Origin of the sequence: Hoeflea prorocentri, assembly GCF_027944115.1 — a bacterium.
GTDB lineage: Bacteria > Pseudomonadota > Alphaproteobacteria > Rhizobiales > Rhizobiaceae > Hoeflea_A > Hoeflea_A prorocentri.
In genome coordinates this window covers 2,057,283-2,082,066 of record NZ_JAPJZI010000001.1, presented here as the reverse complement: position 1 = coordinate 2,082,066, position 24,784 = coordinate 2,057,283, and the positions used below count along the sequence as shown (strand labels likewise).

General features: G+C 57.1%; 29 protein-coding genes. 21 read left to right on the top strand and 8 right to left on the bottom strand.

The window, feature by feature from the left end:
* Positions 1-14 precede the first annotated feature (14 nt).
* The gene (locus OQ273_RS09820) at positions 15-398 is read left to right on the top strand and encodes a GFA family protein (protein WP_267990277.1); all 384 of its coding nucleotides are present in this window, start codon (positions 15-17) and stop codon (positions 396-398) included.
* Positions 399-404: 6 nt separating this feature from the next.
* Here OQ273_RS09820 and OQ273_RS09815 read toward each other — a convergent pair whose 3' ends face one another.
* Positions 405-989 carry an NAD(P)H-dependent oxidoreductase gene (locus OQ273_RS09815; protein WP_267990275.1) on the bottom strand — a complete coding sequence of 195 codons (585 nt, stop codon included), beginning with the start codon at positions 987-989 and terminating at the stop codon, positions 405-407.
* A 114-nt stretch (positions 990-1,103) separates the two neighbouring features.
* Here OQ273_RS09815 and OQ273_RS09810 point away from each other — a divergent pair, with 114 nt between their 5' ends.
* From OQ273_RS09810 to OQ273_RS09800, 3 genes are all read left to right on the top strand, one after another.
* Positions 1,104-1,658: a sugar O-acetyltransferase gene (locus tag OQ273_RS09810; protein WP_267990273.1), complete on the top strand. Its 555-nt coding sequence runs from the start codon at positions 1,104-1,106 to the stop codon at positions 1,656-1,658.
* A gap of 135 nt (positions 1,659-1,793) precedes the next feature.
* On the top strand, positions 1,794-3,569 hold the full coding sequence (locus OQ273_RS09805; protein WP_267990272.1) for a caspase family protein: 1,776 nt from the start codon (positions 1,794-1,796) through the stop codon (positions 3,567-3,569).
* Between the two features lie 22 nt (positions 3,570-3,591).
* A complete protein-coding gene (locus tag OQ273_RS09800) occupies positions 3,592-4,608 on the top strand; it encodes a M12 family metallopeptidase (RefSeq protein WP_267990270.1) in 1,017 nt (338 codons plus the stop codon).
* Here OQ273_RS09800 and OQ273_RS09795 read toward each other — a convergent pair.
* Positions 4,605-4,997, bottom strand: a complete 393-nt coding sequence (locus tag OQ273_RS09795) for an MAPEG family protein (RefSeq protein WP_267990268.1) — start codon at positions 4,995-4,997, stop codon at positions 4,605-4,607. The two genes, OQ273_RS09800 and OQ273_RS09795, sit on opposite strands and share 4 nt — an antisense overlap.
* Before the next feature lie 159 nt (positions 4,998-5,156).
* On the opposite strand from OQ273_RS09795, the gene OQ273_RS09790 reads away from it, so the two are divergent.
* The 5 genes from OQ273_RS09790 (at position 5,157) to OQ273_RS09770 (ending at position 9,465) form a co-directional block, all read left to right on the top strand.
* Complete coding sequence (locus tag OQ273_RS09790; RefSeq protein WP_267993070.1) at positions 5,157-5,780, top strand: LysE family translocator; 624 nt, start codon at positions 5,157-5,159, stop codon at positions 5,778-5,780.
* A 47-nt stretch (positions 5,781-5,827) separates the two neighbouring features.
* Positions 5,828-6,208, top strand: a complete 381-nt coding sequence (locus OQ273_RS09785; RefSeq protein WP_267990266.1) for an SH3 domain-containing protein — start codon at positions 5,828-5,830, stop codon at positions 6,206-6,208.
* A 179-nt stretch (positions 6,209-6,387) separates the two neighbouring features.
* A complete protein-coding gene (locus OQ273_RS09780; protein WP_267990264.1) occupies positions 6,388-7,191 on the top strand; it encodes a hypothetical protein in 804 nt (267 codons plus the stop codon).
* 87 nt (positions 7,192-7,278) lie between these two features.
* A complete protein-coding gene (locus OQ273_RS09775; protein ID WP_267990262.1) occupies positions 7,279-8,223 on the top strand; it encodes a 2-hydroxyacid dehydrogenase in 945 nt (314 codons plus the stop codon).
* Positions 8,224-8,505: 282 nt separating this feature from the next.
* Entirely contained in the window at positions 8,506-9,465 is a 960-nt protein-coding gene (locus OQ273_RS09770) for a TAXI family TRAP transporter solute-binding subunit (RefSeq protein ID WP_271292103.1), read from the top strand.
* Between the two features lie 162 nt (positions 9,466-9,627).
* Here OQ273_RS09770 and OQ273_RS09765 read toward each other — a convergent pair whose 3' ends face one another.
* Entirely contained in the window at positions 9,628-10,056 is a 429-nt protein-coding gene (locus OQ273_RS09765; RefSeq protein WP_267990258.1) for a c-type cytochrome, read from the bottom strand.
* Between the two features lie 195 nt (positions 10,057-10,251).
* Here OQ273_RS09765 and OQ273_RS09760 point away from each other — a divergent pair, with 195 nt between their 5' ends.
* From OQ273_RS09760 to OQ273_RS09740, 5 genes are all read left to right on the top strand, one after another.
* Positions 10,252-11,166 (top strand): LysR family transcriptional regulator, encoded by a 915-nt coding sequence (locus OQ273_RS09760; protein ID WP_267990256.1) that lies wholly within the window; start codon positions 10,252-10,254, stop codon positions 11,164-11,166.
* A 121-nt stretch (positions 11,167-11,287) separates the two neighbouring features.
* On the top strand, positions 11,288-12,490 hold the full coding sequence (locus OQ273_RS09755; protein ID WP_267990255.1) for a glycine C-acetyltransferase: 1,203 nt from the start codon (positions 11,288-11,290) through the stop codon (positions 12,488-12,490).
* Between the two features lie 11 nt (positions 12,491-12,501).
* Positions 12,502-13,542, top strand: coding sequence for an L-threonine 3-dehydrogenase (gene tdh / locus OQ273_RS09750; protein ID WP_267990254.1), 1,041 nt, complete (start codon positions 12,502-12,504; stop codon positions 13,540-13,542).
* Positions 13,543-13,550: 8 nt separating this feature from the next.
* On the top strand, positions 13,551-15,110 hold the full coding sequence (locus OQ273_RS09745; protein WP_267990253.1) for a trimethylamine methyltransferase family protein: 1,560 nt from the start codon (positions 13,551-13,553) through the stop codon (positions 15,108-15,110).
* A gap of 33 nt (positions 15,111-15,143) precedes the next feature.
* Positions 15,144-15,560, top strand: a complete 417-nt coding sequence (locus OQ273_RS09740) for an ester cyclase (RefSeq protein WP_267990252.1) — start codon at positions 15,144-15,146, stop codon at positions 15,558-15,560.
* Here the strand turns inward: OQ273_RS09740 and OQ273_RS09735 are convergent.
* The 3 genes from OQ273_RS09735 to OQ273_RS09725 form a co-directional block, all read right to left on the bottom strand.
* Positions 15,557-16,444 (bottom strand): DMT family transporter, encoded by an 888-nt coding sequence (locus tag OQ273_RS09735; protein WP_267990251.1) that lies wholly within the window; start codon positions 16,442-16,444, stop codon positions 15,557-15,559. The genes OQ273_RS09740 and OQ273_RS09735 overlap by 4 nt on opposite strands.
* Before the next feature lie 210 nt (positions 16,445-16,654).
* Entirely contained in the window at positions 16,655-17,458 is an 804-nt protein-coding gene (locus tag OQ273_RS09730) for an aminoglycoside phosphotransferase family protein (protein ID WP_267993069.1), read from the bottom strand.
* Between the two features lie 56 nt (positions 17,459-17,514).
* Positions 17,515-18,339 carry an XRE family transcriptional regulator gene (locus OQ273_RS09725; protein WP_267990250.1) on the bottom strand — a complete coding sequence of 275 codons (825 nt, stop codon included), beginning with the start codon at positions 18,337-18,339 and terminating at the stop codon, positions 17,515-17,517.
* A 153-nt stretch (positions 18,340-18,492) separates the two neighbouring features.
* Here OQ273_RS09725 and OQ273_RS09720 point away from each other — a divergent pair, with 153 nt between their 5' ends.
* From OQ273_RS09720 to OQ273_RS09700, 5 genes are all read left to right on the top strand, one after another.
* Positions 18,493-18,810, top strand: coding sequence for a hypothetical protein (locus OQ273_RS09720; RefSeq protein ID WP_267990249.1), 318 nt, complete (start codon positions 18,493-18,495; stop codon positions 18,808-18,810).
* Between the two features lie 35 nt (positions 18,811-18,845).
* Entirely contained in the window at positions 18,846-19,274 is a 429-nt protein-coding gene (locus OQ273_RS09715) for a hypothetical protein (RefSeq protein WP_267990248.1), read from the top strand.
* Between the two features lie 29 nt (positions 19,275-19,303).
* Positions 19,304-19,765 carry a hypothetical protein gene (locus OQ273_RS09710; protein WP_267990246.1) on the top strand — a complete coding sequence of 154 codons (462 nt, stop codon included), beginning with the start codon at positions 19,304-19,306 and terminating at the stop codon, positions 19,763-19,765.
* A gap of 426 nt (positions 19,766-20,191) precedes the next feature.
* On the top strand, positions 20,192-20,887 hold the full coding sequence (locus tag OQ273_RS09705; protein ID WP_267990245.1) for a glutathione S-transferase family protein: 696 nt from the start codon (positions 20,192-20,194) through the stop codon (positions 20,885-20,887).
* Between the two features lie 13 nt (positions 20,888-20,900).
* Complete coding sequence (locus OQ273_RS09700; protein ID WP_267990244.1) at positions 20,901-21,371, top strand: GNAT family N-acetyltransferase; 471 nt, start codon at positions 20,901-20,903, stop codon at positions 21,369-21,371.
* Positions 21,372-21,404: 33 nt separating this feature from the next.
* Here OQ273_RS09700 and OQ273_RS09695 read toward each other — a convergent pair whose 3' ends face one another.
* Complete coding sequence (locus OQ273_RS09695; protein WP_267990243.1) at positions 21,405-22,409, bottom strand: alpha/beta hydrolase; 1,005 nt, start codon at positions 22,407-22,409, stop codon at positions 21,405-21,407.
* Positions 22,410-22,625: 216 nt separating this feature from the next.
* On the opposite strand from OQ273_RS09695, the gene OQ273_RS09690 reads away from it, so the two are divergent.
* Positions 22,626-22,844 (top strand): hypothetical protein, encoded by a 219-nt coding sequence (locus OQ273_RS09690; protein ID WP_267990242.1) that lies wholly within the window; start codon positions 22,626-22,628, stop codon positions 22,842-22,844.
* 27 nt (positions 22,845-22,871) lie between these two features.
* Here the strand turns inward: OQ273_RS09690 and OQ273_RS09685 are convergent, their stop codons facing one another.
* Positions 22,872-23,744, bottom strand: coding sequence for a hypothetical protein (locus tag OQ273_RS09685; protein WP_267990241.1), 873 nt, complete (start codon positions 23,742-23,744; stop codon positions 22,872-22,874).
* 649 nt (positions 23,745-24,393) lie between these two features.
* Between OQ273_RS09685 and OQ273_RS09680 the strand changes: the two genes are divergently transcribed.
* Positions 24,394-24,771: a lysozyme inhibitor LprI family protein gene (locus OQ273_RS09680; RefSeq protein ID WP_267990240.1), complete on the top strand. Its 378-nt coding sequence runs from the start codon at positions 24,394-24,396 to the stop codon at positions 24,769-24,771.
* The last annotated feature ends 13 nt before the right edge of the window (positions 24,772-24,784 follow it).

Below are 24,784 nucleotides of genomic sequence, written 5' to 3'. Positions count from 1 at the left end.
CGCGGAGGATCGACATGAAGAACCATGAAGGGCAATGCCTTTGCGGACATATTCGTTTCCGGGTGGAGGGCAGGCCGACATTCCCGCACCTGTGTTCCTGCAGGACATGCCAGCGCTGGTCAGGTGCACCGACGGTCGCCTGGGTTGAATTTCCGATCGACAGGCTCGTGTGGACCGGCGAGGGCGGTGAACCCGCGCTCTATCAGTCATCGCAAAAGACCCGGCGTGGTTTCTGCCCGAAATGCGGCGGAACCGTTTGCGCGATTGATGAGGGATACGACAAGATTTCCCTGACGATTGCGTCCTTCGATGATGCCTCGCCGCTTGTTCCCGGCAAGCAGCACAGTTACGGCAAGCAGGCGCCGCCTTGGTGGTCGGTGACAATCAGGCGTGACTGACCAGCTCTAGCGCGCCTGCCGCCCGAGCGAGCGCATCTGTTCGAGCCAGGTCGACCTTTTCTTGTCGCTGACACCTTCGACCATGCCGAACAATGTGTTGCGGATCGGCTTGATGCCGACAAAGCCCAAAATGTTGCGCTGCAGGTTTTTCAAACTGTGCGCCATGAAGAAAAACCGGTAGGCAAGGGCTGGCATGCCCATGGTGACGACGATACGTGCAGACTTGTCGCGCAGCATGGCCTTGGGGAAACCGTCGCCCTGGCTGAGGGCGACGCCCGGCCGGAACACCTGCTCCAGAAACCCTTTGAGGAGTGCCGGCATTGTGCCAAGCCATAGTGGGTAGATGAAGACGAGATGGTTTGCGTCAAGGCAGGCTTTCTGTGCGGGTATGAGCACTGGCGGCGTGGCCTCGGCACCCGCGTTCCAGTCAACCGGACTGCGCAGGAGCGGAAAATCCAGTTTCCCGATTTCGATGAATTCAACGTCATGTCCGGCGTCCCGTGCGCCTTCTGCATAGGCATGGCCCAATGCGTGGCAAAGCCGGTTGCCTGCCGGGTCCGGATGCCCCTGAATGATCACAATCTTCGACATGACACTCTTTCCGCTGATTCGATATCCCCAGCTTAACGGTGAGGCCGCGGATGTCCTTGACCCAGCGCAAGCGGTGCATGACAAAGGAAAAGCAGTCGGCGAAGAGGAGGCGAAATGGCCAGCGAACGCGAGAAGATGGAAGCCGGGCTGATGTATTGCTGTGTTGATGACGAACTCGACCGGCTGCGCAGCCGGACCTATGAGATTGTCCACGGTCACAATTCGATGCCTCCATCCAAGCGGGGCGATGTCGCGCCGGAACTCGCCGCGCTTTTCGGCCTTGCCGGAGACAATATTCGCTTGGAGGCCCCGTTTCATTGCGTCTATGGCTACAATCTCTTTTTGGAGGAACGGGTCTACATGAATGTTGGCTGCGTCATTCTCGACACGGCCAGGGTCCATGTCGGCGCAGGGACTATGTTTGGACCGGGGGTCCATGTCTATTGTGCAGAGCACAGCAAAGATCCGGTTGAGCGCGCAGCCGGTCTTGAAGTCGCCAAGCCTGTCACAATCGGCGAGAATGTCTGGGTTGGGGGGCGCGCGGTCATTTTGCCCGGCGTGTCAATTGGAGCCAACGCCATCGTCGGCGCGGGCAGTGTGGTGACCCGCGATGTTCCGCCCGGTGCAACGGTTGTGGGCAATCCGGCACGTGCGGTCGCGAGAGACTGACGTAGAGATCACGAATAAAGACGAAGCGTCATCTTAGTTCACGGAATATTATGGCGATCTGGCTTATTCCTGATTAGATTGTAGTATATAGTCAATATAAGCAAATAAATTGAAATCAATACTGTAGGAATAATAATGCCCGCAGTAAAAGTACTTTGCATTCATGGCGTCGGACATCACCCGAATGGCGGTGCGTGGCAAGACAATTGGGAAAGGGCTCTGGATCTTGCCGCGCGCCGCGTAGGTCAGCCAGTCGAATTGGAAGTCGCCTATTTCCTTCACGACCACATCTTCGAGCACTTCAACATTACGCCGCAGGGAACGCTTGAAGCCTTGGCGAAGCTGGCGGTCAGCGGGCTTGTACACGGGATCGGCGATTTACTGACACCGCGGCCAAGAGCTCTTCCGTCACCCGGTGCCCGCGCTGCCCGCGGCCTGACCGAAACGGTGCGCTGGACCGCCGGCATGGTCGTGCAATGGGCCGAAAACGAACCCTTGCGCAATGCGCTCCGCACGGCCCTTGCGGACCATATCGAGGTTCTTCAACCCGACATCATCTTCGCCCATTCGCTTGGCAGCCTGATCGCCTATGACACCTTTCGCCATCCGGACCACAAGGACCGTGCCGATGGCCGGACATTCGTGTCATTCGGATCACAGATCGGCAATCCGTTTGTCCGGGCGCAATTTGCCGGACGGCTTGAGCCGCTTGAAGGTGCGCATTGGTATCATCTGTTCAACATTCACGACGACGTGCTGACGACGCGGGTCAGGATCACCGACGATACGTTTGAGGAGGTCAACACGACCTTCGACGCGGACGGCATAACGGATCACTACGCGCCGCATTACCTGAGCCATGAGAGCGTCAGCCAGACCGTCTGGCAGGACACGCTGTCGGGCTGGCGTGACCGCAACAAGTCGCGTGCTGCCCGAAGGCAAATCCGCCGTGGCGGGAGCCATGAGCGGCGCGCTCTCATCATCGGCATCAATGCCTATGACGATCCGGAGATGCGCCTCGACGGCTGCGTCAACGACGCTTTCCTGATGAGTGAAATCCTGCAGGAAAACGGCTTTGAGTCCGAGAATATCCGGCTGCTCCTGGACCACAGGGCAACAGCCGTTGAAATCTGGCGGCGGCTGGAATGGCTGCTGGAAGGCACATGCGACGGACAACAACGCGTGCTGTGCTTTTCCGGTCACGGCACCCAATTGGCCGATTACGGTGCCGATGAAACGATTGACCGCGTCGACGAGTGCCTGGTGCCCTATGATTTCGACTGGTCGCGCGACCGAGCGATCACCGATGACCGGTTCCATGACCTTTACAGCCAGCTGCCCTACGGAGCGCGGTTCACTGCGATACTGGATTGCTGTCATTCAGGTGGTATGACACGCGCCGGCGGCGCGAAGCCGCGCGGCCTGTCTCCACCTGACGATATTCGTCACAGGACAATGAAGTGGGATGCCAAAAACGGAGTGTGGGTCCATCGGCGTCCGGGCAATGCCAATGCTGATTTGAGCGGCAACAAGGCGGTGCGCAGAATTGGCTATTTCGGCGGCAACGGACAAAGGCGGCTGATGCGTTCCACGGACCTGTTGACTATGGACAACCGCACTTTCAACTCGAAATGTGACGAGTTGGCCCATATGGGGCCGTTCCTTCCCGTTATCCTTCAGGCCTGTCAGGAGGATCAGCTCGCCTATGAATACAGGCACGGCGTGACCTCCTACGGCGCTTTCACCTATTCACTTGCCCGCATCCTGCGCGATCAGGAACACGCCAGCGCCGATCTCATCCGACTGGAGCAACTCGCCACACATCGCATCAAGCAGGTCGCAGACAATCAGGTGCCGAATTTTGTCGCGCCCGGTCCGCGCTACGACAGCCCGCTTTTCCAGAACCAATAGCAGCAAGCAGGAGGATCAAGGAATGAAGGCAGCAAAACATATGTGTTACGACCGGATCTTGCCGCAAGACCTGGTCAAGGTTCAGCGTACGCGCATGATCGGCGGCCGCGAACGCGCGATAAGCCTGATCGGCAAGCAATGGGCAAACGGCAGCACGTTGAGAATCCGTTTTCTTGGCGGAACCCAACAGCAGCAGGACATGGTCAGGCAGGTGGCCCCCATGTGGACCGACCATGCCAATCTGAACTTTGATTTCACCGACGATCCACGCGCCGAAATCAGGGTGACCTTTGATGAAAATGACGGCGCCTGGTCCTATGTCGGAACGGACAATGCGAGTATCCCGCTGCATGCGGCCACGCTCAATCTGGGCTGGCTGGATCAGGGTGTGATCCTGCATGAATTCGGCCACATGATCGGCTTGAGCCATGAACATCAGAACCCCGATGGCGGGATTATGTGGAACGAGCAGCAGGTGATCGATGATCTGTCGGGTGCTCCGAACTTCTGGGACGAGGCGACGATCCGTCATAATGTGCTCAACAAGTATAGTGCCGATCAGGTGCACGGAACCGAGTTCGATCCGCAGTCGATCATGCTCTACGCGTTTCCGGACAGCTGGACGACCAATATGGGAGCGACCAGCGAGAACAACGATCTGTCCGATCAGGACAAGGCCTTCATTGCCAGTGCGGTGATGTATCCGGGCCGGGGCGGTGCGGACCCGAATATCGTTGAACTGGATGTCATGCGTGGAACGGAAGCGGAAATCTCGAGCGCCGGCGAAGAGGATCTCTTCAGCTTTAAGGTCAAGAAGGACGGCATGCACATCATCGAGACGACCGGTTCAACCGATGTCGTGATGGTGCTTTTCGGCCCGGACAGCAAGACAGCGAAAGTCGCCGAGAATGATGATGGCGGACGCGGTCAGAACTCCCGGATCGTCGCGCGTCTGCGTGAGGGCACCTATTATGCCGCGATAAGGCATTATAATCCCAACCGGACAGGCGAATACCGCATTATGGTCTCTGCCTCCTAAAGCGCCTGGTAAATACCGAGAGCCAGGTTGAGCGCGGCCAGTACGATCAAAGCTGCGAAGGTCAGTCCCATGCCGAGTGTTCGCGATCCGGTGATCTCAGGCTCACGGGTGACGCCGTAGGCATGGATAAACCGGCCCGTGGTCAGCATGGTGCCCATGAGGATAAGGATCCATGCAGGCACGGACTGCCATTCCGCCAGCGCCATCAGGAGGAGTGTAAACGGAACATATTCGGAAAAGTTGGCATGCACCCTTATCGCACGCAGCGTGGCCTTATCGCCGCCATCGCCAAAGGCGATACGAGCGCTCCGCCGGCTGCGTATAACGCGAAAGGCCAGCAGGCTGTAAAACATGGCAAGCAGGCCGGCAAAAAAGGCTGTCACATACATTGCCTTTGTGCTCCGTTTGTTGCTCCCATAGATCTTTACGCGAGGAAAGACGCTTTGGATTACAGGTCGGCCGTTGCTGATATGCGGTGATCGGGGATAGTCTCTTGGAAAGCGGCATGGCGGTTGCATGCGGCGGAAGGAGTTCTGAACGTGAATCAAATGCTGATCCTTGCGGGAGTTTTTGCAATCTTCATCCCGGCTCTCATGCTGCCGGGTCCGGATTTCATTGCCGTCGTCCGCTCTTCCATGACCGGTGGTGCGATTGCCGGGCTGCTGACAACACTTGGCGTATCCCTGGGTTTGGTACTTTACGCGGCCCTGAGCCTTGTCGGGCTTTCTGCCATATTGGTGGAATATCAATGGCTTGCCTGGACGGTCCGAGTGCTTGGAGGCTGCTATCTTGCATGGCTTGGCCTGCGTCTGCTGTTCACGCGCGCGGAGCCGATCGAAGTGTCTGATACCTCGTCCGGTCGACGCCACAACGCCTTTGTCTTCGGCTTTCTCGTCACGTTGACGAACCCGAAAGCCATTGTTCTGTTTGCAAGTGTCTTTGCCACCGCTGTCACCGATACGACACCATTCTGGCTTATGGTTCTTATGGTTGCGCTCGTTTTTACAAGTGCGCTTTTATGGTACTCCGCCGTCAGCCTCTTTATGTCGTCGGGCCCGGTGATGCGCCGTCTTGAGAGCTCACGCCATTGGATCGAGAGGGTGGCCGGCGTCTGTTTCATCGCCATTGGCGGACGGATACTGGCGGATGCGCGCAATCCCGTTTCACCTTAACAATCCTCGGACCGGAAGGTGTTGTCCCAACAAATGGAGAACTCAGAATGCGCAAGCTGTTTGCCGGAATCATTTTGGCTGCTTCGGTGGTGCTCGGACCGGCTTTGGCCGAGGAACTCGATATCCCGGTGATGGTATGGGCTGCTGACGATCTTGCCACTTGCAGCTTCGGCGTGGTGACCGGTCTCGATCCGAGTGGCGATAACTTCCTGGCAGTCCGCGCTGGCCCAGGAAGCGGGCATCGCATGTTGAACAAAATCAACACGAATGATGAAGTCTGGATTTTTGATGAAAACAATGGCTGGTTCGGCATCGCCTACGGATCGCCTGATATCAATTGTTCCCCTGCCTCAGCCGATCGACCCTATATCGGTCCGGGCAAGACCGGCTGGGTTTTCGGAAAATACGTCAAAATTATCGCAGGTTGAGCCTTCGCGACCGGTGACGATCAACCGGGCTCGACTACGCTGCGAACACCGGATTTTGGAGTAAATGACATATGAACCGTTGCGCGTTCCTGTTTTGCCTGATTGTGATTGCCGGTTTCGTTCCTCCGGGATCACATGCTGCTGACACTTGGCGGGTTGAACCGTCGTTGGATATTAAGGTGCCCTCAGAAATCAGCAAGGAGCCTGGAAAACGTACCCCGCCGGGCGGTTTGCCAGACGGGCGGGTTGCATCCGGTTCAGGAGACATTCGCGAAGCCTGGTATGGCGCGCCGACAGAGCGCTATGCACATGCGGTTCTCGGAGATGCGATCGAGGCGGGTGAGTTGGTTGTCCGCACACGCAGCGGGACTGTGCTGACACTGAGCTTGCCGGAAAATCAGGTCTTTGAGGACCGGACACCACGCCTGGCAGACCTCGACGGTGATGGGCTGACTGAGGTGATCACAATCCGGGCCGGGCAGGCCGTGGGCGCAGCCGTAGTTATTTATGGAATACGGGAAGGGCGGCTTGTCGAACTGGCCGCCACGGACCCCATAGGCCGCGCCAACCGCTGGCTCAATATTGCTGCAATTCACGATCTGGACGGGCGGCCGGGACTTGAAATTGCCTATGTGCGCACGCCACACATCGGAGGCACGCTGATATTTCTTTCCTTCGATGGCAGACGCCTCAAGCAGTTGGCTGCGATGGAGGGCTTTTCAAACCATGTCATCGGGTCTCGCGAGCTTCGCCTGTCGGCGGTCGCAGACATAGATGGTGATGGGCGGTTGGAGCTTGCCCTGCCTTCCAAGGATCGCAGGACGTTGCGTATCGTGGGATGGGGCCCGAGCGGCCCGGTCAATCGGGAAACGATCCCGCTTCCTACAAGGATCGACAAGGCAATCGTGCTCCAGAATACGAACGGTTTCAAGGGCTTTGTTCTCGGTCTGGATGATGGCAGGTTCTATGAGGTGTCGCGCTGACGGTACCATTGCACATTGCGATAATCTCCACGCGATGCTAACCGTCGCCGGGCGGAGATTTTGCTTCAAAACCAGAGATTTGTGGATATGTCCTCCATCATTCCGTTCGTTTCGAGGATCGACCAGTCGGATCATGACAGGTGGCTGGATGCTTTGCGCAACGCCATACCCGGTTGCCGGATTGAGCCGCTTGATGCGTTGACGGATAAGGAGCGAGAGGCGGTCCGGGTCGCGATCGTCGCCAACCCGGACCCGGCCGATCTTGCCACGATGGCCAATCTGGAATGGGTGCATAGCCTTTGGGCTGGTGTCGAACATATTGCGGCGGAACTGCCGCATGACGGACCGCGCATAGTTCGTTTGGAAGATCCTCAAATGGCAAAGGCGATGTCCGAGGCTGTGCTGGCCTGGACGCTCTATCTTCACCGTGACATGCCGCGCTATCGTCGCCAGCAGGGGCGGCGCTTGTGGCAGCTCCATGAGCTTTGTCTTCCGACCGACCGCGCCGTTGGTGTTTTGGGCATGGGAAACCTTGGCCGGGCTTCCGCCGCGAAGCTGCGGGAGCAGGAGTTCGACGTCCGTGGCTGGAGCCGGACACCACGCGACATGGCTGGCGTTGAAACTTTTCACGGGGCCGAAGGCCTGCGGAATATCCTTCAACTGTCGGATATTATTGTCATCCTGCTTCCCTTGACCGAACAGACACGGGGGTTGCTGGACAGTGCCGCGCTCTTGGAGATGAAGGCAGGCGCAAGCCTTATCAATTTTGCCCGCGGGCCAATCTTGGACAGCACCGTACTCCTCGACAGGCTTGACGGGGGGCATATAGATCACGCGGTTCTTGATGTTTTCGATGAAGAACCATTGCCAGAGGAAAGCCCCTTCTGGACGCACCCTTCGGTAACAGTTCTGCCGCACATTTCGGCGCCGACGAACCGTGTGACCGCAAGTGCGATCGTGGCTGCAAACATTTCGGCATATTTCGAAACAGGGCTTGTGCCGAGGGGTGTGGACCGTGCAAAGGGCTATTGAGTTGGAACATTCACACCGTGCCGCTTCTAATGAGTGTTCTGTTTTTCCCGGCGTGGTTTCGCAGCCAAAAAAAGCGGCATGATGAGGCGATGGTCACAAAAGGGGCACGCGATCAACTTTTTGTCACGATTTGGCTGTTTTCGTTACAGGCGTGGGCGGGCAAGCGAGTCGGTATTGGATCGGCAAGCGCTTCGCGAGGCAGAAGGCAGGCAGGCCTTTGTACAACGGGCCGCTCACCACTCGCCGGCGGGCAAACTGATTTTTCACCGGAAGGACCCGGCATTGTTATCGACGCTTAAGCTGCTCAGCCTTGCTTTTCCGCTCATTGTCCTGGCGGCCACGCCGGTGAAGGCTGATGTGAACATCACATTCAAATCCGCCCCGCAATCATCTTCCTATCACGAGATAGGGGCAGAGCTTTCGAAGGCTTTGCAGGATGGTTCCGGCGGCACAATCACCATTGTCGATGAGCCAAGCACCGGTTCGAGCCAGAATGTGCTCGATGTGGAGATGGCAAAAGACGACTACATGTTCATGTCGCAGCCCGTACTTGTGGACCTTGCACAACAGGGCAAGGCAATGTTCGCCAACAAACAGAGCAAGGCATTCGACAATATACGCGCCCTGTTTCCGGCACCCTCGCTGACCATGCATTTCGTGATGGCTCGCGAAGAGGCCGTGTTGTCCTTTCCCGAACTCAGCGGAAAGTCGCTGCAAACGGAAAACGGCACATTTGCCGCGCGAGAAGCCGCCAAGTATATCAAACTGTTTGGACTGGAAGGCAGTGTTTCCATCGTTGACGGCAATCCAAAGGATGCCCTGGCAAATATGAAGGATGATAAGGTCGCCGGTTTTGTCGTTGCCGGTTTCTGGCCGATGCCGATGGTTGAAAAGATTGCCAATGAATACAGCGTCAACCTCTTGAACATGGATGCCGGCGAGTTAACGAAAACACGGCGTACGCGCATGGTTATTCCCGCCGGAACCTATGCCGGACAACTTGATGATGTCATCGCGGCGTCCGTACCGATGGTGGTTTACACCACGGCGGCAATGGACACCGAAACGGCCTACCTTCTAACGAAGGCATTCTGGAAAGTGAGGCCGGGTCTGATTAAGCAATCCGCATGGTGGAATGGCGTCGACGACGAGCTCTTGGTCAACATAACGCATCAGCTTCATCCCGGGGCGATCAAATTCTACAAGGAAATGGGATTGCCGATCGCCGAGGATCAGAAATAAGCCGTCTTGCTCGTTTCAGCGAAACCTGCCGGTCCGGACCGGGCGATTGCCGGCCGTTTTCAAAGTGCGGCTCCTAAAGCGAAAAATCCCGGTTCTCCAAAAGGTGAACCGGGACAATGACAAGCTGCTTAAGCGAATACGGTTGGAACCGTTCGAGTTCGGCTACTGCTTTTTGATGCGGTATGTTTCGTGACACGTGCCGCAGTTCTTCGTAGCGGCTCCAAATGCTGCCTGAAAGCTGGCAAGGTCTGTGATTTTCACGTTTGTATCGGCTGCGAACTGAGCGACCGCAGCGTCAAACCCGGCCCTGTCTTCCCAGATTTTGGGTGAGGCTTCCGTATCATTGCCGCTCTCGGTTCCTTCACCGAACATATATCCGTAGCCATTCGCGGCGGCATTGAGCGTATTGAACACCAGCTGCGCTGTAGCGGGATCGAATTCCATCTCTCCCTTTGCCAGCTTGGCACCCACACCGGTCGCTGCGCCGACGTTTTTCATCACTGTCTGTCTATCCAGCGAAGCGTCCGCCGCGAGCGAGCCGCCTGCAAGGCCGACCGTCAGAAGCACTGCCATTGAAAATGCGCGATACATTATGTTCTCCCATTATCATCATAGTTGTTTCTGCGTATTGCGCGGTGGTTGAACCGCGTGCCACCGACCGCATATAGTCCGGCGTCTTTCCGTTTTCAGCCGCTATCTAGGCCAAATTCGTACATTCACCTTACAAACATTAAAAAATGCGATATCGCTCGACAACGTGAAGTTTTGCATATTCAATCTGCATTTATGCAGAATACGAACTGGGACATCTTTCGCTATGTGATCGCGGTGGCAGAAGCCGGGTCCGCTGTTGCGGCTGCGGAACGGCTTGGAGTCAACGCCAGCACCGTGCTGCGAAGAATATCCAGGTTCGAGGATGAAAACGGTATTCGGCTGTTTGAGCGGCATCAGTCGGGATATCGTCCCACGGCTGCTTGCGCCGCAGTCGTCGAAGCGGCGCGTGATATCGAGCAAAGCGTCGCGGGCATAAGCCGCGATCTGCTCGGTAGCGATTTTCGCCTGGAAGGCGGACTGACCGTGACGACCACGGATTCGCTTCTGTTTTCGGTTCTCGCACCCATGATCCGGGAATTCAGTCTCCGTCATCCCCGTATCTGTCTTGATATTTCGGTTACGACAACGCGCCTCAATTTGACCCGGCAGGATGCGGACGTTGCAATCAGGCCTTCAAAACAGCCACCTGAAACCCTGGTGGGACAGCGCGTATCAGGGCTGGCCTTTGCCGTTTACGGATCAAGAGAGAAGCTAGCAGCAATCGCGCCAGCCAAACGCAGCGGGCAGATGGACGATGCCCGATGGGTCGGAATCGGTCAGGCGCTGACCGGATCCATGGTCGGAAACTGGATGAAGGAAAACGTTCCGGCAGAGCGCATTGCCATGACTGCGGACACATTCGTCGCGATGCACGACTGTGTTGCAGCGGGTGCGGGATTGGCCGCTCTTCCGTGCTGCATTGGCGACCGCTCCCGCTATGTCATGCGTGTGACTGACCCGCTGCCGGCGATGGATACCTCATTGTGGGTGCTGACGCATGCGGACATCCGCAACGCCGCCAGGGTCAAAGCCTTTATGGAATACATAGCACGCGCACTGCGATCGCAATCCGACTGCCTTGAAGGGAGCGCGTCACAGGCGCAGTGAAGGCGAATTGCAGACAAGTCTGCTATTGTGTGGCGGAGTGTTTACCACTGACGGTATCCTGATTTTGAGCAGACCCGATTAACGCGAGCATACAGCAAGCCATTCGTTGCAAAGGAAGGTCATGTCCCGGTCCCTTATCGATTCCGCCCGCAAGACGCTGTCCGATATCGAAGCTTCAGGTACATTCAAGCGTGAGAGGCTGATTTATTCTCCACAATCCGCCATCATCCGAACCCGTGACACCGGGGGCCACGAGCAGGAGGTGCTCAATCTCTGCGCTAACAATTACCTTGGTCTGGCCGATAATCCACGGCTGATCGAAACCGCGAAAGCGGCCCTCGACAGCCATGGATTCGGCATGGCGTCCGTCCGCTTCATCTGCGGTACGCAAGACCTCCACCGCCGGCTTGAAGAGCGCACGGCGGCCTTCCTTCGCACGGAAGATGCAATTGTCTTTCCATCCTGTTTCGATGCCAATGGCGGCGTGTTCGAGGCTCTGCTCGGTAAGGAAGATGCGGTTATCTCCGACAGTCTCAACCACGCATCGATCATTGACGGCATTCGCCTGTCCAAGGCCCAGCGCTTTCGCTACGCCAATAACGACATGGCCGATCTCGAGCAGCAATTGATCGAGGCGAAGGATTGCAGGCACCGGCTGATCGTGACAGACGGCGTGTTTTCCATGGACGGCATCATCGCTGACCTTCCCGCGATTTGCGATCTGGCGGAAAAACACGATGCGCTGGTCATGGTCGACGATTGTCATGCGACCGGTTTCATGGGTGAACGCGGTGCGGGAACAGCCGAGATGCTCGGCGTTGAGGGGCGTGTTCACATTCTCACCGGAACTTACGGGAAGGCGCTGGGCGGGGCATCGGGAGGTTATGTCGCCGCTGCTTCCCCCATCGTCGATCTGCTCAGACAAAAGGCCAGGCCGTATCTTTTTTCCAATGCAGTGGCGCCGGCCATCTGCGCCGCAGCGATCGAGGCCATATCGATCGCCGAGCAAGCAACAGATGCGCGAAGGCGTTTGCATGACAATGCCGGGCGTTTCCGCGCCGGAATGTCTGCCGCGGGATTCACTCTGATAGAAGGCCAGCACCCGATTGTTCCGGTCATGGTGGGCGACGCGGCAAAAGCCGCGCAACTGGCGGACACCATGCTGCGGCACGGCGTCTACGTCATTGCGTTTTCCTACCCGGTCGTACCGGAGGGCAAAGCACGCATCCGCACCCAGATGTCGGCCGCACATACGCCCGAACAGGTTGGCCGCGCCGTTGCCGCCTTCACGCAGGCCGGCATGGAGCACGGGATCATCGGTTAGGAACAGGAACGATGCGCGCACTCATCAAGCAAAGGCCGGCTTCCGGGCTGGCGCTCACTGAGATAGAAATCCCGGAGCCCGGACCGAGCGAGGTTCGCATCAGGATCGACAGCGCGTCGATCTGCGGCACTGATCTGCACATCTACAACTGGGACGACTGGGCGGCATCGACGGTTCCTGTGCCGATGACCATCGGCCACGAGTTTGTCGGGCATATCGACAAACTGGGTGACGGCGCCAACGGTTTCGAGGTCGGACAGCGCGTTTCCGGTGAGGGGCATATTGTCTGCGGTCAATGCCGCAACTGCCGGGCAGGGCGTGAACATTTGTGCCGCGACACCAAAGGGATAGGGGTCAACCGTACCGGCGCATTTGCCGACTACCTCGTTATACCCGAACACAATGTCTATCCGATCCCCGACGACATTGCCGACGAGTACGCCTCGGTTCTCGACCCGTTGGGCAATGCGGTTCATACGGCTTTGAGCTTTGATCTTGTCGGAGAGGATGTGCTGATCACCGGAGCCGGCCCGATCGGTCTCATGGCCTCGGCGGTTTGCCGTCATGTTGGCGCGCGACATGTCGTGATTACCGACATCAATCCCAAACGGCTGGAACTGGCCGAGTTGATGGGCGCGTCGCGCGCGGTTGTCGCCGGTCAGGAGGAACTGGACGACGTGATGCATGAGTTGGGCATGAAGGAAGGATTCGACGTCGGCCTCGAAATGTCCGGCTCGGCAGCCGCTCTTCAGGAGATGATCGACAACCTTAACAATGGCGGGCAGGTCGGACTGCTCGGCATATTTCACGGGGCGGTTACCATCGATCTCAACAAGGCAATCTTCAAGGGGCTGCAGTTCAAGGGCATTTACGGCCGGGAGATGTTCGACACATGGCACAAGGCGCTGGCCATGCTGGAGAGCGGTCTTGACATCTCGCCGATCCTCACGCACCGATTTGCTTTTGAAGATTTTGAAGAAGGTTTTGAAGTGCTCAACAAGGGTGACGCCAGCAAGGTCATTTTGGACCTGCATGCCAAGCCCGGGAAATAGGAGGGTTAATGGCAAGTGTGATCTCGGGGGGAGACGGCCCGCGCCGTCGCCGTGGTGGACGTGAAGCAAAGCGTTCCGGGGCGAATGCCATCGCCCGTCCGTTCGTACAGCCTACAAGGCACTATCCGCCTGTTGATTTGGCATCGTCCGAAGCGGTGGAGCAGATTCACAATGCTTCACTCAGGGTTCTGAGCGAGACCGGATTGAATGTGCTTCACGATGAAGCGCGCATGATCATGAAACGTGCCGGAGCCGAGGTCAGTGACGGAGAGACGCGCGTGCGTTTTGAACCGGAGCTGATTTCACAGGCCATGGCGACCATGCCGGCCCGTTTTACCCTTCATGCACGCAATCCGCATCACAATCTGATCGTCGGCGGCCCACAGATGGTCTTCTGCCAAATGGCGAGTGCTCCCAACGCATCCTGTCTGGATCGCGGCAGACGCAGCGGCAACCAGGATGATTTCCGCAACTTCCTGCGCCTTGCCCAATTGCACCCGATCATACATGCGACTGGCGGATACCCGGTTGAACCGGTCGACCTCCATCCGTCCATTCGGCATCTGGACTGCATTTCCGACCTCATCACACTGACCGACAAAGCCTATTGCGTTTATTCCTTGGGCAAGGAACGCATTGCCGATGCCATAGAGATGACCCGTATCGCCCACGGCCTTTCGCAGGACGAGCTTCGCAGGCGGCCGTCGGTGTTTACCGTCATCAACACGAATTCGCCGCTCCAACTGGATGCGCCGATGATGCAGGGCATTATCGACATGGCATCCATGGGGCAGCCTGTCGTCATCACGCCGTTTACGCTGTCAGGTGCCATGGCGCCGGTGACTATTCCGGGCGCGCTAGTGCTGCAGAATGCTGAAGCCCTTGCAGCCCTGGCATTCAGCCAGATGGTCTGTCCCGGAGCGCCTGCCGTTTATGGCGGCTTTACCTCGAATGTCGACATGAAGTCCGGAGCCCCGGCATTTGGGACGCCGGAATATATGAAAGCCCAGCACATTGGGGGTCAACTGGCGCGCCGCTACAAGGTTCCGTATCGCACGTCCAATGTCTGCGCCGCCAACACGGTTGACGCACAGGCCGCATACGAATCCGTTTTTTCCCTCTGGGGCGCTGTGAACAGCGGTGGCCACATGCTCAAACACGGCGCCGGGTGGATGGAAGGCGGGCTTTGCTGCTCCTATGAAAAAATGATCCTCGATATCGATCTGCTGCAGATGGTGGCCGAGTTCATGTCGCCAATGACATTCGATGAGGACGAGTTGGGTGTCGACGCCATAGCCGATGTTGGACCCGGCGGGCATTTTTTCGGCACGGCGCACACGCAGGCACGCTTCAAGGATGCGTTTTATGCTCCGATCCTCAGCGATTGGCGTAACTTTGAAACCTGGCGCGAAGCCGGAGAGCCAACTGCGATGCAGAAAGCAAATACGGTTTGGAAACAGCGCCTTGCGGAATATGAGCCGCCTGCACTGGATTCAGCCATCGCCGAAGAACTTCGCGCTTTTGTTGAAAAGCGCAAGGCCGAGGGCGGGGTGCCGACGGATTTTTAGCGCCGGCCGGAGACGATGGCTGTGGAGAAGAAAGTGAGTGAACTGAACAAGCAGTTGGCCCGCCGGTCACTTGAATTTTGGGCGAGCGGCAATGGTGATGATGTCAATGAGGTGTTTGCCGCCACTTACGTCAATCATCAGGAGCCTAGTATTGAGGGCGATGTCAAAGACCTCAACCTTGTCGATTGGCAGGCACTGGTGGCTGGCCATCACGCGGCATTCTCACAATCGCGAGTGCGGATCCTCATGCAGATCGCTGAAGAGGATCTTGTCGCGACGCGCTGGGAGTTTTCCGTGCTGCACACCGGTGAATATGCCGGCCATGAACCCACCGGAAAAACGGCCGTATGGATCGGTATGGAGATCGATCGCATTCGGGACGGCCGCATCGTCGAGAGTTGGGTCGATTGGGACAAATACCGGCAGCTGGAGATGCTTGGTTTGCTCTAGGTCAGGATCAGCGCTGTGCCCGTCACTGCCAACATCGCGCCAACCCAGGCGAGCAGGCGTGGCTTTTGGCCGGTGAATGCCCAGATCATCGGCAATATGAGGATCGGCGCTGCAGACCCCAGGATCACCGCCACCCCGGCATCGAGCCAGCGAACCGCATAGAGTTGTAGACTGACTGCGACAACGTATCCCAAAATGCCGGGTGTTATCGCCAGGATGGACAGCCGAATATCGGGCTTGTTGATTGGTGCAAACATTATAGGACGCCATAGGACAAGCAGGGCGACGATCAGTGTTCCGCCTGCGGTACGCAATGCATTGGCTGCCAACGGGTCTGTTCCGGCAAGCATTGCCGGTTTGAGAAACACGAGACCCACCGCGTTCGAGGCCGCTGCCAGCAGTCCCAACGCAATCATGACCGCGGCTGATCCCTTGATATCCTCAAGACGATCCCGGGAATTGCTGCCGTAGCGGATCGCAAGTGCCAACCCGGCAAGCACCAGTGCACCGCCCAGAAGTTTTTGAGCGGTAAGAACCTCGCCAAGAAAAACAAAGCCGAGCACGGCGGCAAATGGGCCATTCATGGAAAGGAGCAATTGCGCGCGCCTCGGGCCGCCACGCTGCAGACAGGACAAGATTGCAAAATTGCCCACCACCACGCCAACGATGCTGGCGATGACAAAGGCCGGCCAATGGCTCCAGACAACACTGTTCCAGCCACCCTGAAGTGTTACCAGAACGACCAGCGCTGCGGCAGCCCAGACAAGTTGAATTCGCGTGAGAGCCAAGGGGCCGAGCAGGGTTGCCGGTTTATGAGCGAGCAGGGCTCCTGCGGCCCAGCAAAAGGATGCCCCCAAGGCAGCGGCAACGGCAAGGAACGGCATGTGGGGACACAGTCTCCAGAACAAAAAATAATGGGACGTCTGCAAAAAGTGTTTTTATAAGGCGCCCGTTCATAAACGTAAAACGGGAATAATACAAAAAGCAACCTTTGATAGTGATCGGGCTGGGGTGCAATGCATTTTCCCCAACCTAGATTCGCCTCTCAATCCGGGCCCGTGTTTACAACACTGCGCAACAGCCGGACCCTAATTTCACGATAAATCAATTTCAGCTGCGGCCATACAGGCAACCGCCAAGGGGGTCTGCGCCTTGTCGGATTGTTCTTCTAAATGCCAGCTGGCAGACAGGCCGGCCCATGCCAGCACCCACATCAGCATTCTCTCACGATCAAGCGCCGCAGTGCAGCAAATGATATCCATCTGCCTGGCGAAGCGCCCCGGGCTCAATGCCCTTCGGGTATCCGGGTTGCACAATATGTTGCAGTAATCAAAAGCCCGCTCGCCAATCAGGCCCTTCGGATCGATCGCGAGCCATCCAGAACGGCCGAAATAGAGGACATTTTCGTGGTGAATGTCACCATGCAGAGGGACGATGTCTTTCTGGGAACAAAGGAGGTGTTTTGCGGCCCTGGCGGCTTTGTTCAGGACGCCGTCATCATCTTCAGCTACGGCAAAAAGGCTGTCGAATCGCTGGTCAAGTGCGATGGCGCATTCCGGTGGCTCACCCTCCTTACGGTGCAGGACCGCTGCGGTCTCACACAGGATGCGAGTTGCTTCGTCGTCCTCTCCATTCCGGGCCATGTGCGCGAGGGAAGGGGTCGGCTGCGCCCTCTTAAGCAGCAATGCGTCTCCTTCATGCGCCAGAACCTCGGCTGCACCGTGTCCACCCCACCAGACCATAAAGGCAGCGCCGGTCTTTTCTTCCGGCATCAACGCGATCTTCAAAAAGGCCGCTTCTCCGTTGTCGCGTCTTACCGGCAGCAAATGGCTGGAATGCGTTTGAATGTCCACGCCATCGGGCTGCAGGCGCCAACGGGTTACATAGGGCTCAAACATGATCGGCAAACGGAGTAGGATCCGACGTTTGTCGGATCATCCGATATTCCGGATTGTCATACCGCTCCGCCCATAACCACGAGATGAACCGAAACAACCTGACTGGCGGCAAAGCGCAATTCCTTCTCCGGGTTATACTGGGACAGCACCAGTTCCTCGGCGTTCCAACGCAAAAACCGTTTCACATAGGCGAGGGTCGGGCCGTGCTCCTGTGTTTTTACCTGAGCGACGACAAAATCGCCGCGCCGAACGCGTTTCACCGGGTTGACGAACACGATCTCGCCGTCGAAATAACGCGGCTCCATCGATTCACCCGCCACATAAACCGCATAGGCCCCGACGACGGATGAGAGGCTTGGCGGTGCAAATACGTCCTCCAAACGGTCACCATTCATTACAAACTCACCGTCAACTCCGCCAACTGCCTGGCCATATACGGGAATGCTTACCCGAAGCTCCGGCAACTCACTGCCAAGCCGTGCGTTTGACGGCTGGTGCCTGCTCTGCAAATCATTCTGTTCATTATTTGATTGCAAGATGCCGTCGTCTGCAACCCCGAATTCGGGATTTTGAGTATATTTGTTCTCTTTGTGTTCTTTGTAGGGGGGCGTGCGGTCCAAAGCCGCCGCAGACGTGATGTCGTGAGACCTACCGCCTGCCGGAGGACCGGACGGCAAGGGCGGGTCGTATGCCTGCCCGCCAAACATGAGTTCTGAAGGGCTGATGTCGAGGTGAGGGGCAAGCCGCATGGCCCAGTCTTTTGTCAACTGGCGCTCTCCGGCCTCAAGCCGTCTTATTTGCGGCTGCGATGTCTGAGCAAGCTCGGCGAGCCGGGCCTGTGTCAGCCCTTTGGCTTCCCGCAGTGATCTGATTGTAATCATGTGCCTTCTCACGGTTTCATCCGTTCCGCCGGATGGGGTATATGCCAGACTGGTTTCGAGGACAAAAACCGTATCGGTATAATCATTGACAAATATACCATAATGACATAAAACGCAAGTTACCCGATATCCGCAAATTCAGAGGTGAAATCCATGACGCAGCGTGCTGCCAATTTGTCTGCAGTTTCGCAAACGGAAGAGCTTGACCGTCTGCAACCCTTCCCCACCCAGGAACATTCAGCACGCATTCAAAAGGCAACTCCCAAAGAGAACAAAACAAGAACAGCCGCTGCGCGAGATATGGGCATTCAATCGGTTTCCAGGGAAGTCGTCGACTTTGGCGAGCCGACATCGGGGACCGGTGAGGAAGGGTGGGGCCGTAAAACCGTATCTGTCGCCCGTGTGTCCATACTCGATGACCTTCCGTCCGCGCAGGTTGATCCACCGGCCGTAAAACCTCAAACACCTTAGTCCGCCCCTCCAGTCTCAGCCGTCAGGACAGCAGATTGAATATGAAGACAGCGCCCGAACAACACCCTCCCGTCACCCGCTTTATCGACACCACCGCCAAACCGCGAGGCCGTCTAGGCAGGCTAACCCTGTTAGACAAGGAGAAATTGCTGGCCGACTACGCGGCCGGGTGTCCGACGGACGAAATTGCCGATCGTTTCGATGTCGATGAAATCTATATCCGTAAGTTGGCGAGTCGTTATCGCGTACGAAAGGGGCGGGCAGATGTTGTGTCTGCACCGGTTGAAAAGTCCGGTGTGCCACGGCGTGCGGATCATCGCGCAGCGTTCAAGCGCGCGCAACGCGGCTTCGATTTGCCAAATGAACTTGAGCCGCAGTATGTCCGGCTTCTAATCGCCGGGCTCAGCCGTCAGCAGGCTGCCCGCAAACTGGGTGTGTCTGAACATTTGAAGGGTTTTGAGTGAAGCCCGCACATGTGAGAACCGCACAAACCATGAAAAAGCGTTGTGACATCCACAAGGTCGCCAGGCGCTGTGGCGTCAAGCTCTATGACGGCGCGCGTATGTACAAAAAGGCACGCGGACCGAAAGAGTGTTTTTGTCCGGGAACACTGCGCCGCATCGGGCGTTCGCTTGGAGAGAGCCACCTGGAGCTCGTTCTGCGCCTGATCATCGAAACGGAAGGCAATGAGGCTGAGCTTTACGGCGAGACATTGACGGCCGTGTCATCGGTGCTGGAAAATCATCCTGATATCGTCGATCACGGTTCGGCATTGTTCGAAGCCCTTGACGCAATTGATCTTGATGGTCTGCGTCGGACCGCGCGAAATGTGCGCTGTGGCCTACCGGTTGCCCATATCATGCGCGTGCTTTTGTGGCTCGATCTGCAGCGGTTCTTGTCCCGGAAACCGGCCGTCCATGACGATGCCACTCGGCAAGCGCCTCCTTCCAGCTAGGCATGCCGTTGCACTCATATCCGTAGACTTTTCCAGATCCAATCAACTTGTAGCTTCGCATGGCCGCGGCATGCGCGCCCGCTGTGAGGAATGCACGCATGTCCGAGCGCGACGTCCAGACCGTCAACGTATGATGGACGCCGTCAATCGTGCGCGCCTCGGTTCGCAGATTTCCAGGCGCGTTGATTGCTTGGCAAAATGAACACATAGCGTGCCAGTGAAAGGGGATTTGCTGCAGCCATCCGTGCAGTTTCAGTCCGGTTACGGAAACATAAACAGTCAAGGCAGACCTCCCGCGACTTGGTTCTCCCGATGAATCATACGGGTTCGCCTCAGAAACGGATCAGTTTTCTGGCGGCTTGCCATTGGCAACTCCCCACCTCATAGTCCCTCGCAGCAGCACAACCGGGGATCAAAACCACACCCATGATCGACTTTTATTACGCACCGACGCCCAATGGCTGGAAAGTGGCCATCATGCTCGAGGAGAGCGGCCTCGAATTCACCACGCATTTGCTCAACCTTGCACAAGGCGACCAGCTTGCCCCTGCATTCCTGGACATCAGCCCCAATGCGAAGATGCCGGCCATTGTCGACAGGAATGTCGATGGCGATCCCGTTTCCGTGTTCGAAAGCGGCGCCATACTCTTCTATCTGGCCCGCAAGACCGGCCGTTTCTTGCCGGGTGGTCCGGAGGGTGAAAAGGAAACGCTGGAATGGCTGTTCTGGCAGGTTGGCAACCAGGGGCCCATGGCCGGACAGCTCAGCCACTTCAAGAACTATGCGCCTGAAGGCCAGGAGTACGGTTTCAAGCGATATCTGGGGGAATATGACCGCAATCTTGCAGTCCTTGAGAACCGTCTCGAGGGCCGAGACTATATACTGGGTGAGTATTCGATTGCGGACATGATCAGCTTTCCCTGGATACTGATCGCCAAACCGCTGGGCGCTTCTCTCGAACAATTCCCGAATGTGACGGCATGGCGTGGCCGAATCAAGGAACGTCCGGCTGTGCGAAGGGCTGTCAATCTTCATAAGGAGCGGCAGAACAAAGGCCAGCACAACGCGCAGAACAACAATGTGCTGTTCAATCAATCGGCAGATACGCTGCGCCGCGGATGAGAGGAGCATCGCCATGCCGCCAGACATGCAGGTCCTGATTGACGATCTGACCGGTTCCGATGTGGCCGGGCTTTTACAAACTCATGTCGATCACATGGCCTCTCTTTCGCCCCCCGAAAGCACGCATGCGCTGGATCTGGAGAGCCTGCGAGCGCCGGATGTGACGTTCTGGGCAGTGCGTGAAGGCGGGCTGCTCCTTGGCTGCGGCGCTTTGAAGGAGATTGATCCGCTGCACGGCGAAATCAAATCCATGCACACCGCACAGGCAGCGCGGGGCAGGGGTGTGGCAAAGGCGGTCGTGGAAACGGTTCTGGCAGAAGCACTCCGTCGCAGCTATGAGCGATTGAGCCTTGAGACCGGGTCCTTGGCCGAGTTCGAGGCGGCCCGCAATCTCTACCTTGGTTTCGGGTTCGAGTATTGTCCGCCATTCGCCGACTATGTCGAGGACCCGTACAGCGTATTCATGACACTGCGCATTGGTTGAACGTCAACGGACGCCGTCTACGGCGCAGGCAACTCAGTCATCACCGGCATCTGCTGGCGGACAGTCAGGCCCTTCAATTTCCAGGGTGTTGAAAAGCCAGTCTGCCTGCTGCCAAGCCAGTTCGTCGGTGGCGTCAATGCCGGCAGAAGCAGTCAAATGGTGGTTGCCGTCAATGGTGGTCATGTCTTGCAGGCCGTCATGGAAATGGAGGAATGGTTCGGCATCGTCCGGGCCTGTCCTTTGATCACCCACGCCGTAGACAAGATGGATTGGACCGCGGAACGGGGAGATTTCCCCGGCCGGATTCAACGACCAGACATCACGAAAAAAAGCCTGTTTGAAGCCAAGTCCGGGTGCGATCATGACGACCTTGCCTTCGGGTGCATTCAACCCCGTTGTGAGTTTTTCCATCCCGATGGTTTTTTCATAGCGCGCGAGGGGATTGAGATTGGGCGACCACAGCAGTAGTGCGCCAATGTCGTTGGTGGCGGCCAACCGGCCCGCCACGGTTGCGGCAATTGCAGCCCCCTGGCTGTAACCCAAAATGACGGTAGCGCTAGAGTCGAGGTCGGGTTGGCGTGACACCCAGCGGATGGCTGATCGGGTTTCCCTGATACGTCCTTCAAGGGACATGTCCTGGTGGTTTCCATCCGAGCCGCCCTTACCGCGGGTGCTGAAACGCAGACTGGCTATGCCGCAATGTGACCATTGTTCCGCGATGCGTTCGAACAGTCCCTGATCGCTGCCGGCGATTTTTGGTCCGTCGCGCTCTCCGCGCATGCCGTGAAGGATGATCACCACGGGAGGCTGCTTGATCGCACCCGGATGGGCAAGGGTCCCAACAAGTGTGAGCCCATCGGCTGCAAATCGCACGGTCTTGTCGTATGGGCGCGGCGAACCGTCCGCTTCGGACTGGCTGTCGGCCTTTGCCGGACCGGTTGCCGTGAGCAGCATAGCCAGAACGCTGACAAGGAGTTGGCCGATAACATTCAGACGCTGGCTTGCAGCGGCCACCGCAGTCTTTCCAGATGAGTACACATCTCGCTCCCTGATCCTGTCAGGCGCTCCCTGTCAGATTCATCACCAGCCAATGCCGCCAAAATATGTCGAAGGGTGTTAAAAGAGCAGAGCCGACAGACGTTGCCTGACCTCGCTATCTCTGTTTGTCGACACTGTTGCAAATTGCCACCCGGTGAATGAGACTGGGATCGACTTTGTTATGCCCGCAAGGGCTGGTTCGCACGAGGCGCATTCATGCTCAATCAGGGTTGGCAGAACGCTTTTACGGCCTCGGTGCTGGCTTTCATCGTATTGTTTGTCATACCAAAAGCCTGCGGCGGTGAAGCCGATAGGGATGTGGCCGAGTCGGCTGAATGTTTTGTCCTGTGGGACGGGCGGGAATATGCGATCGATTGCGCCGTGGAGGAAACGGAAGAGAACGAAGCAGACGATTTCGAGTCTGAAGACCTTTGATCATCAATCTTTTTAGCAAGCGTTGTGCTAACCGCCGACCGGTCCCAGCAACATCAATGTTCTTGTGCCAAACTCTTCGCGCCAGCTTTCAATGATCGGCCGTAGCAAGGCGGTATCCCATTCCGAACCATCCCAAAGCGCGGAATTGGTTTCTATGTCATTGGCCCAACGGTGCATGACGGCGCGTGCATCTTCTGTGGTTGCCACGCCGGACAGATCCGCCAGGAGTACGAGAGCGTTTGAAGCACCTCTTGCCTCCGGGGGCGACCAGGCCAGTAGGTAAGGTCCACGATTATCCAAAATCCAGCCGGTTCGTTCCGCGTCGGAAATCGCCCGCTTCGCATCGGCAAGGCCATAGCGTTCAACCGCTTGCGCACAGTCCGGCATGCCGGGTCTCTTGTTGAGCTCCTCGGCGTGCGCGGCTGACGATATCGGCCATATCGTGGTCATGGCGCCGTCCGCGGATGCCGTCATATCCGGCGTCGGTGATGTGAAGGCTTCGCAGATCGTTAACAGGCGCTCACGTTCATTTGCCGGCATTCCGGCCTGTACAGCCAGGATCCCGAAGCCGGCAAGTTTGCCCGTATCGATGCCGTCAGGTCCGGCAAATCGTCTCGCCTGGTCCATTGGACCGGCAACGACATCGTTGCGGTCATCTTTTACTACGATTGTGACGCGTTTTTTGCGTGTCTCGACGGGTGCCTTTTCGACAACAGTCTCGACAGTCGCTCCTGTTCGCTTGTCAATCTCTACGACGTCGACCGTCTTTCTTGTGCTTTCGACAACTTCAATCGTTTCTTCGATACGGGCCTTTTGTTCATCGATTTCCACGCGATCGATGATCCGCTCGGATGTTTCTACCTGTTCCTTACGTTCGATCAGCCGATCCGACGTTTCCACAATTTCCGTTGTTTCCGTGGTGCCCGTCGGTTTCTCGGTTACACGAACGATTTCTATAACCGGTTCAGCGGTCTTCCTTGGCGCGTTCCGGGGAACCGGTGCCTGCGTATTGTTCTGCTCTACCGGCTCAGCCTGTGCATTTTGATCTGGCCGGGTTTCAGGGAGCGGGGCGGCCTTTGACGCGAGGCCCGCTGTCGCGGACGAGGTGTTGTTTGAAAGGGCCGGTTGGTTTTCAAAAGCTGGTTGAGTCGCAACAGACCGGGGTGTTGGAACCGGCGCCTCCGACAGTTTTATCTGCTGTCCGCTCCCGCAGGCCGAAAGCGCCAGCGCTGCAAACAAACCAGTTAAAACCAAAGGGAACCTGCGAGAAAGCATACTGAAGTATTTGGTTTTTATATGAATATCGTGGGGGCAGTCTGCGTCTGTTCGCGAAGCGCTCGGCAAATAGGCTTTGTCGGAAACGAGTGGGTTCTCCATGCTGTCGGTCTCTTTGTTTCAATGAAGAAAGGCAGCGGGCAACATTCTGATAAAGTGTACTGCATGCATGCTCAGCAGCAAAATGTTCAGGTGTGGGCAAGACGCATTGTTTTTCCGGATTGCGTCAAATTGGCATCACCTGGTCACGTCAAGGATTGAAGGAAGTCAGCCTATGCGTCATTTCAACAAGCTCTCAAACACCTTTGCGATTGTGGTACTATGCGCGGCAAGCATCGCCTGGGTGACAGCGGCCGGCGCAGCCAGCTTCGACTGTTCACAAGCCAAGGCAGCGGATGAAAAAGCCATTTGTTCCGATGCTCAGCTGTCGGCCATGGATTCGCAGATGGCCGGTCTTTGGTATGGCTACAAGGCAATGCCGTTGCTCATGGGCGCAAGCGGCAACCGTCAGGACGAAGCGCAGGCGTTCCTTAAGTCGAGAACGGCCTGCGGTGCCGATACTGCCTGCCTGACGAAGCTTTATGAGCAGCGCATCGCAACACTTCAAAAGAACATCGACTGGGCGGTGAAGAACTATTGCGGCAATCAATAGCAGGACACAATCG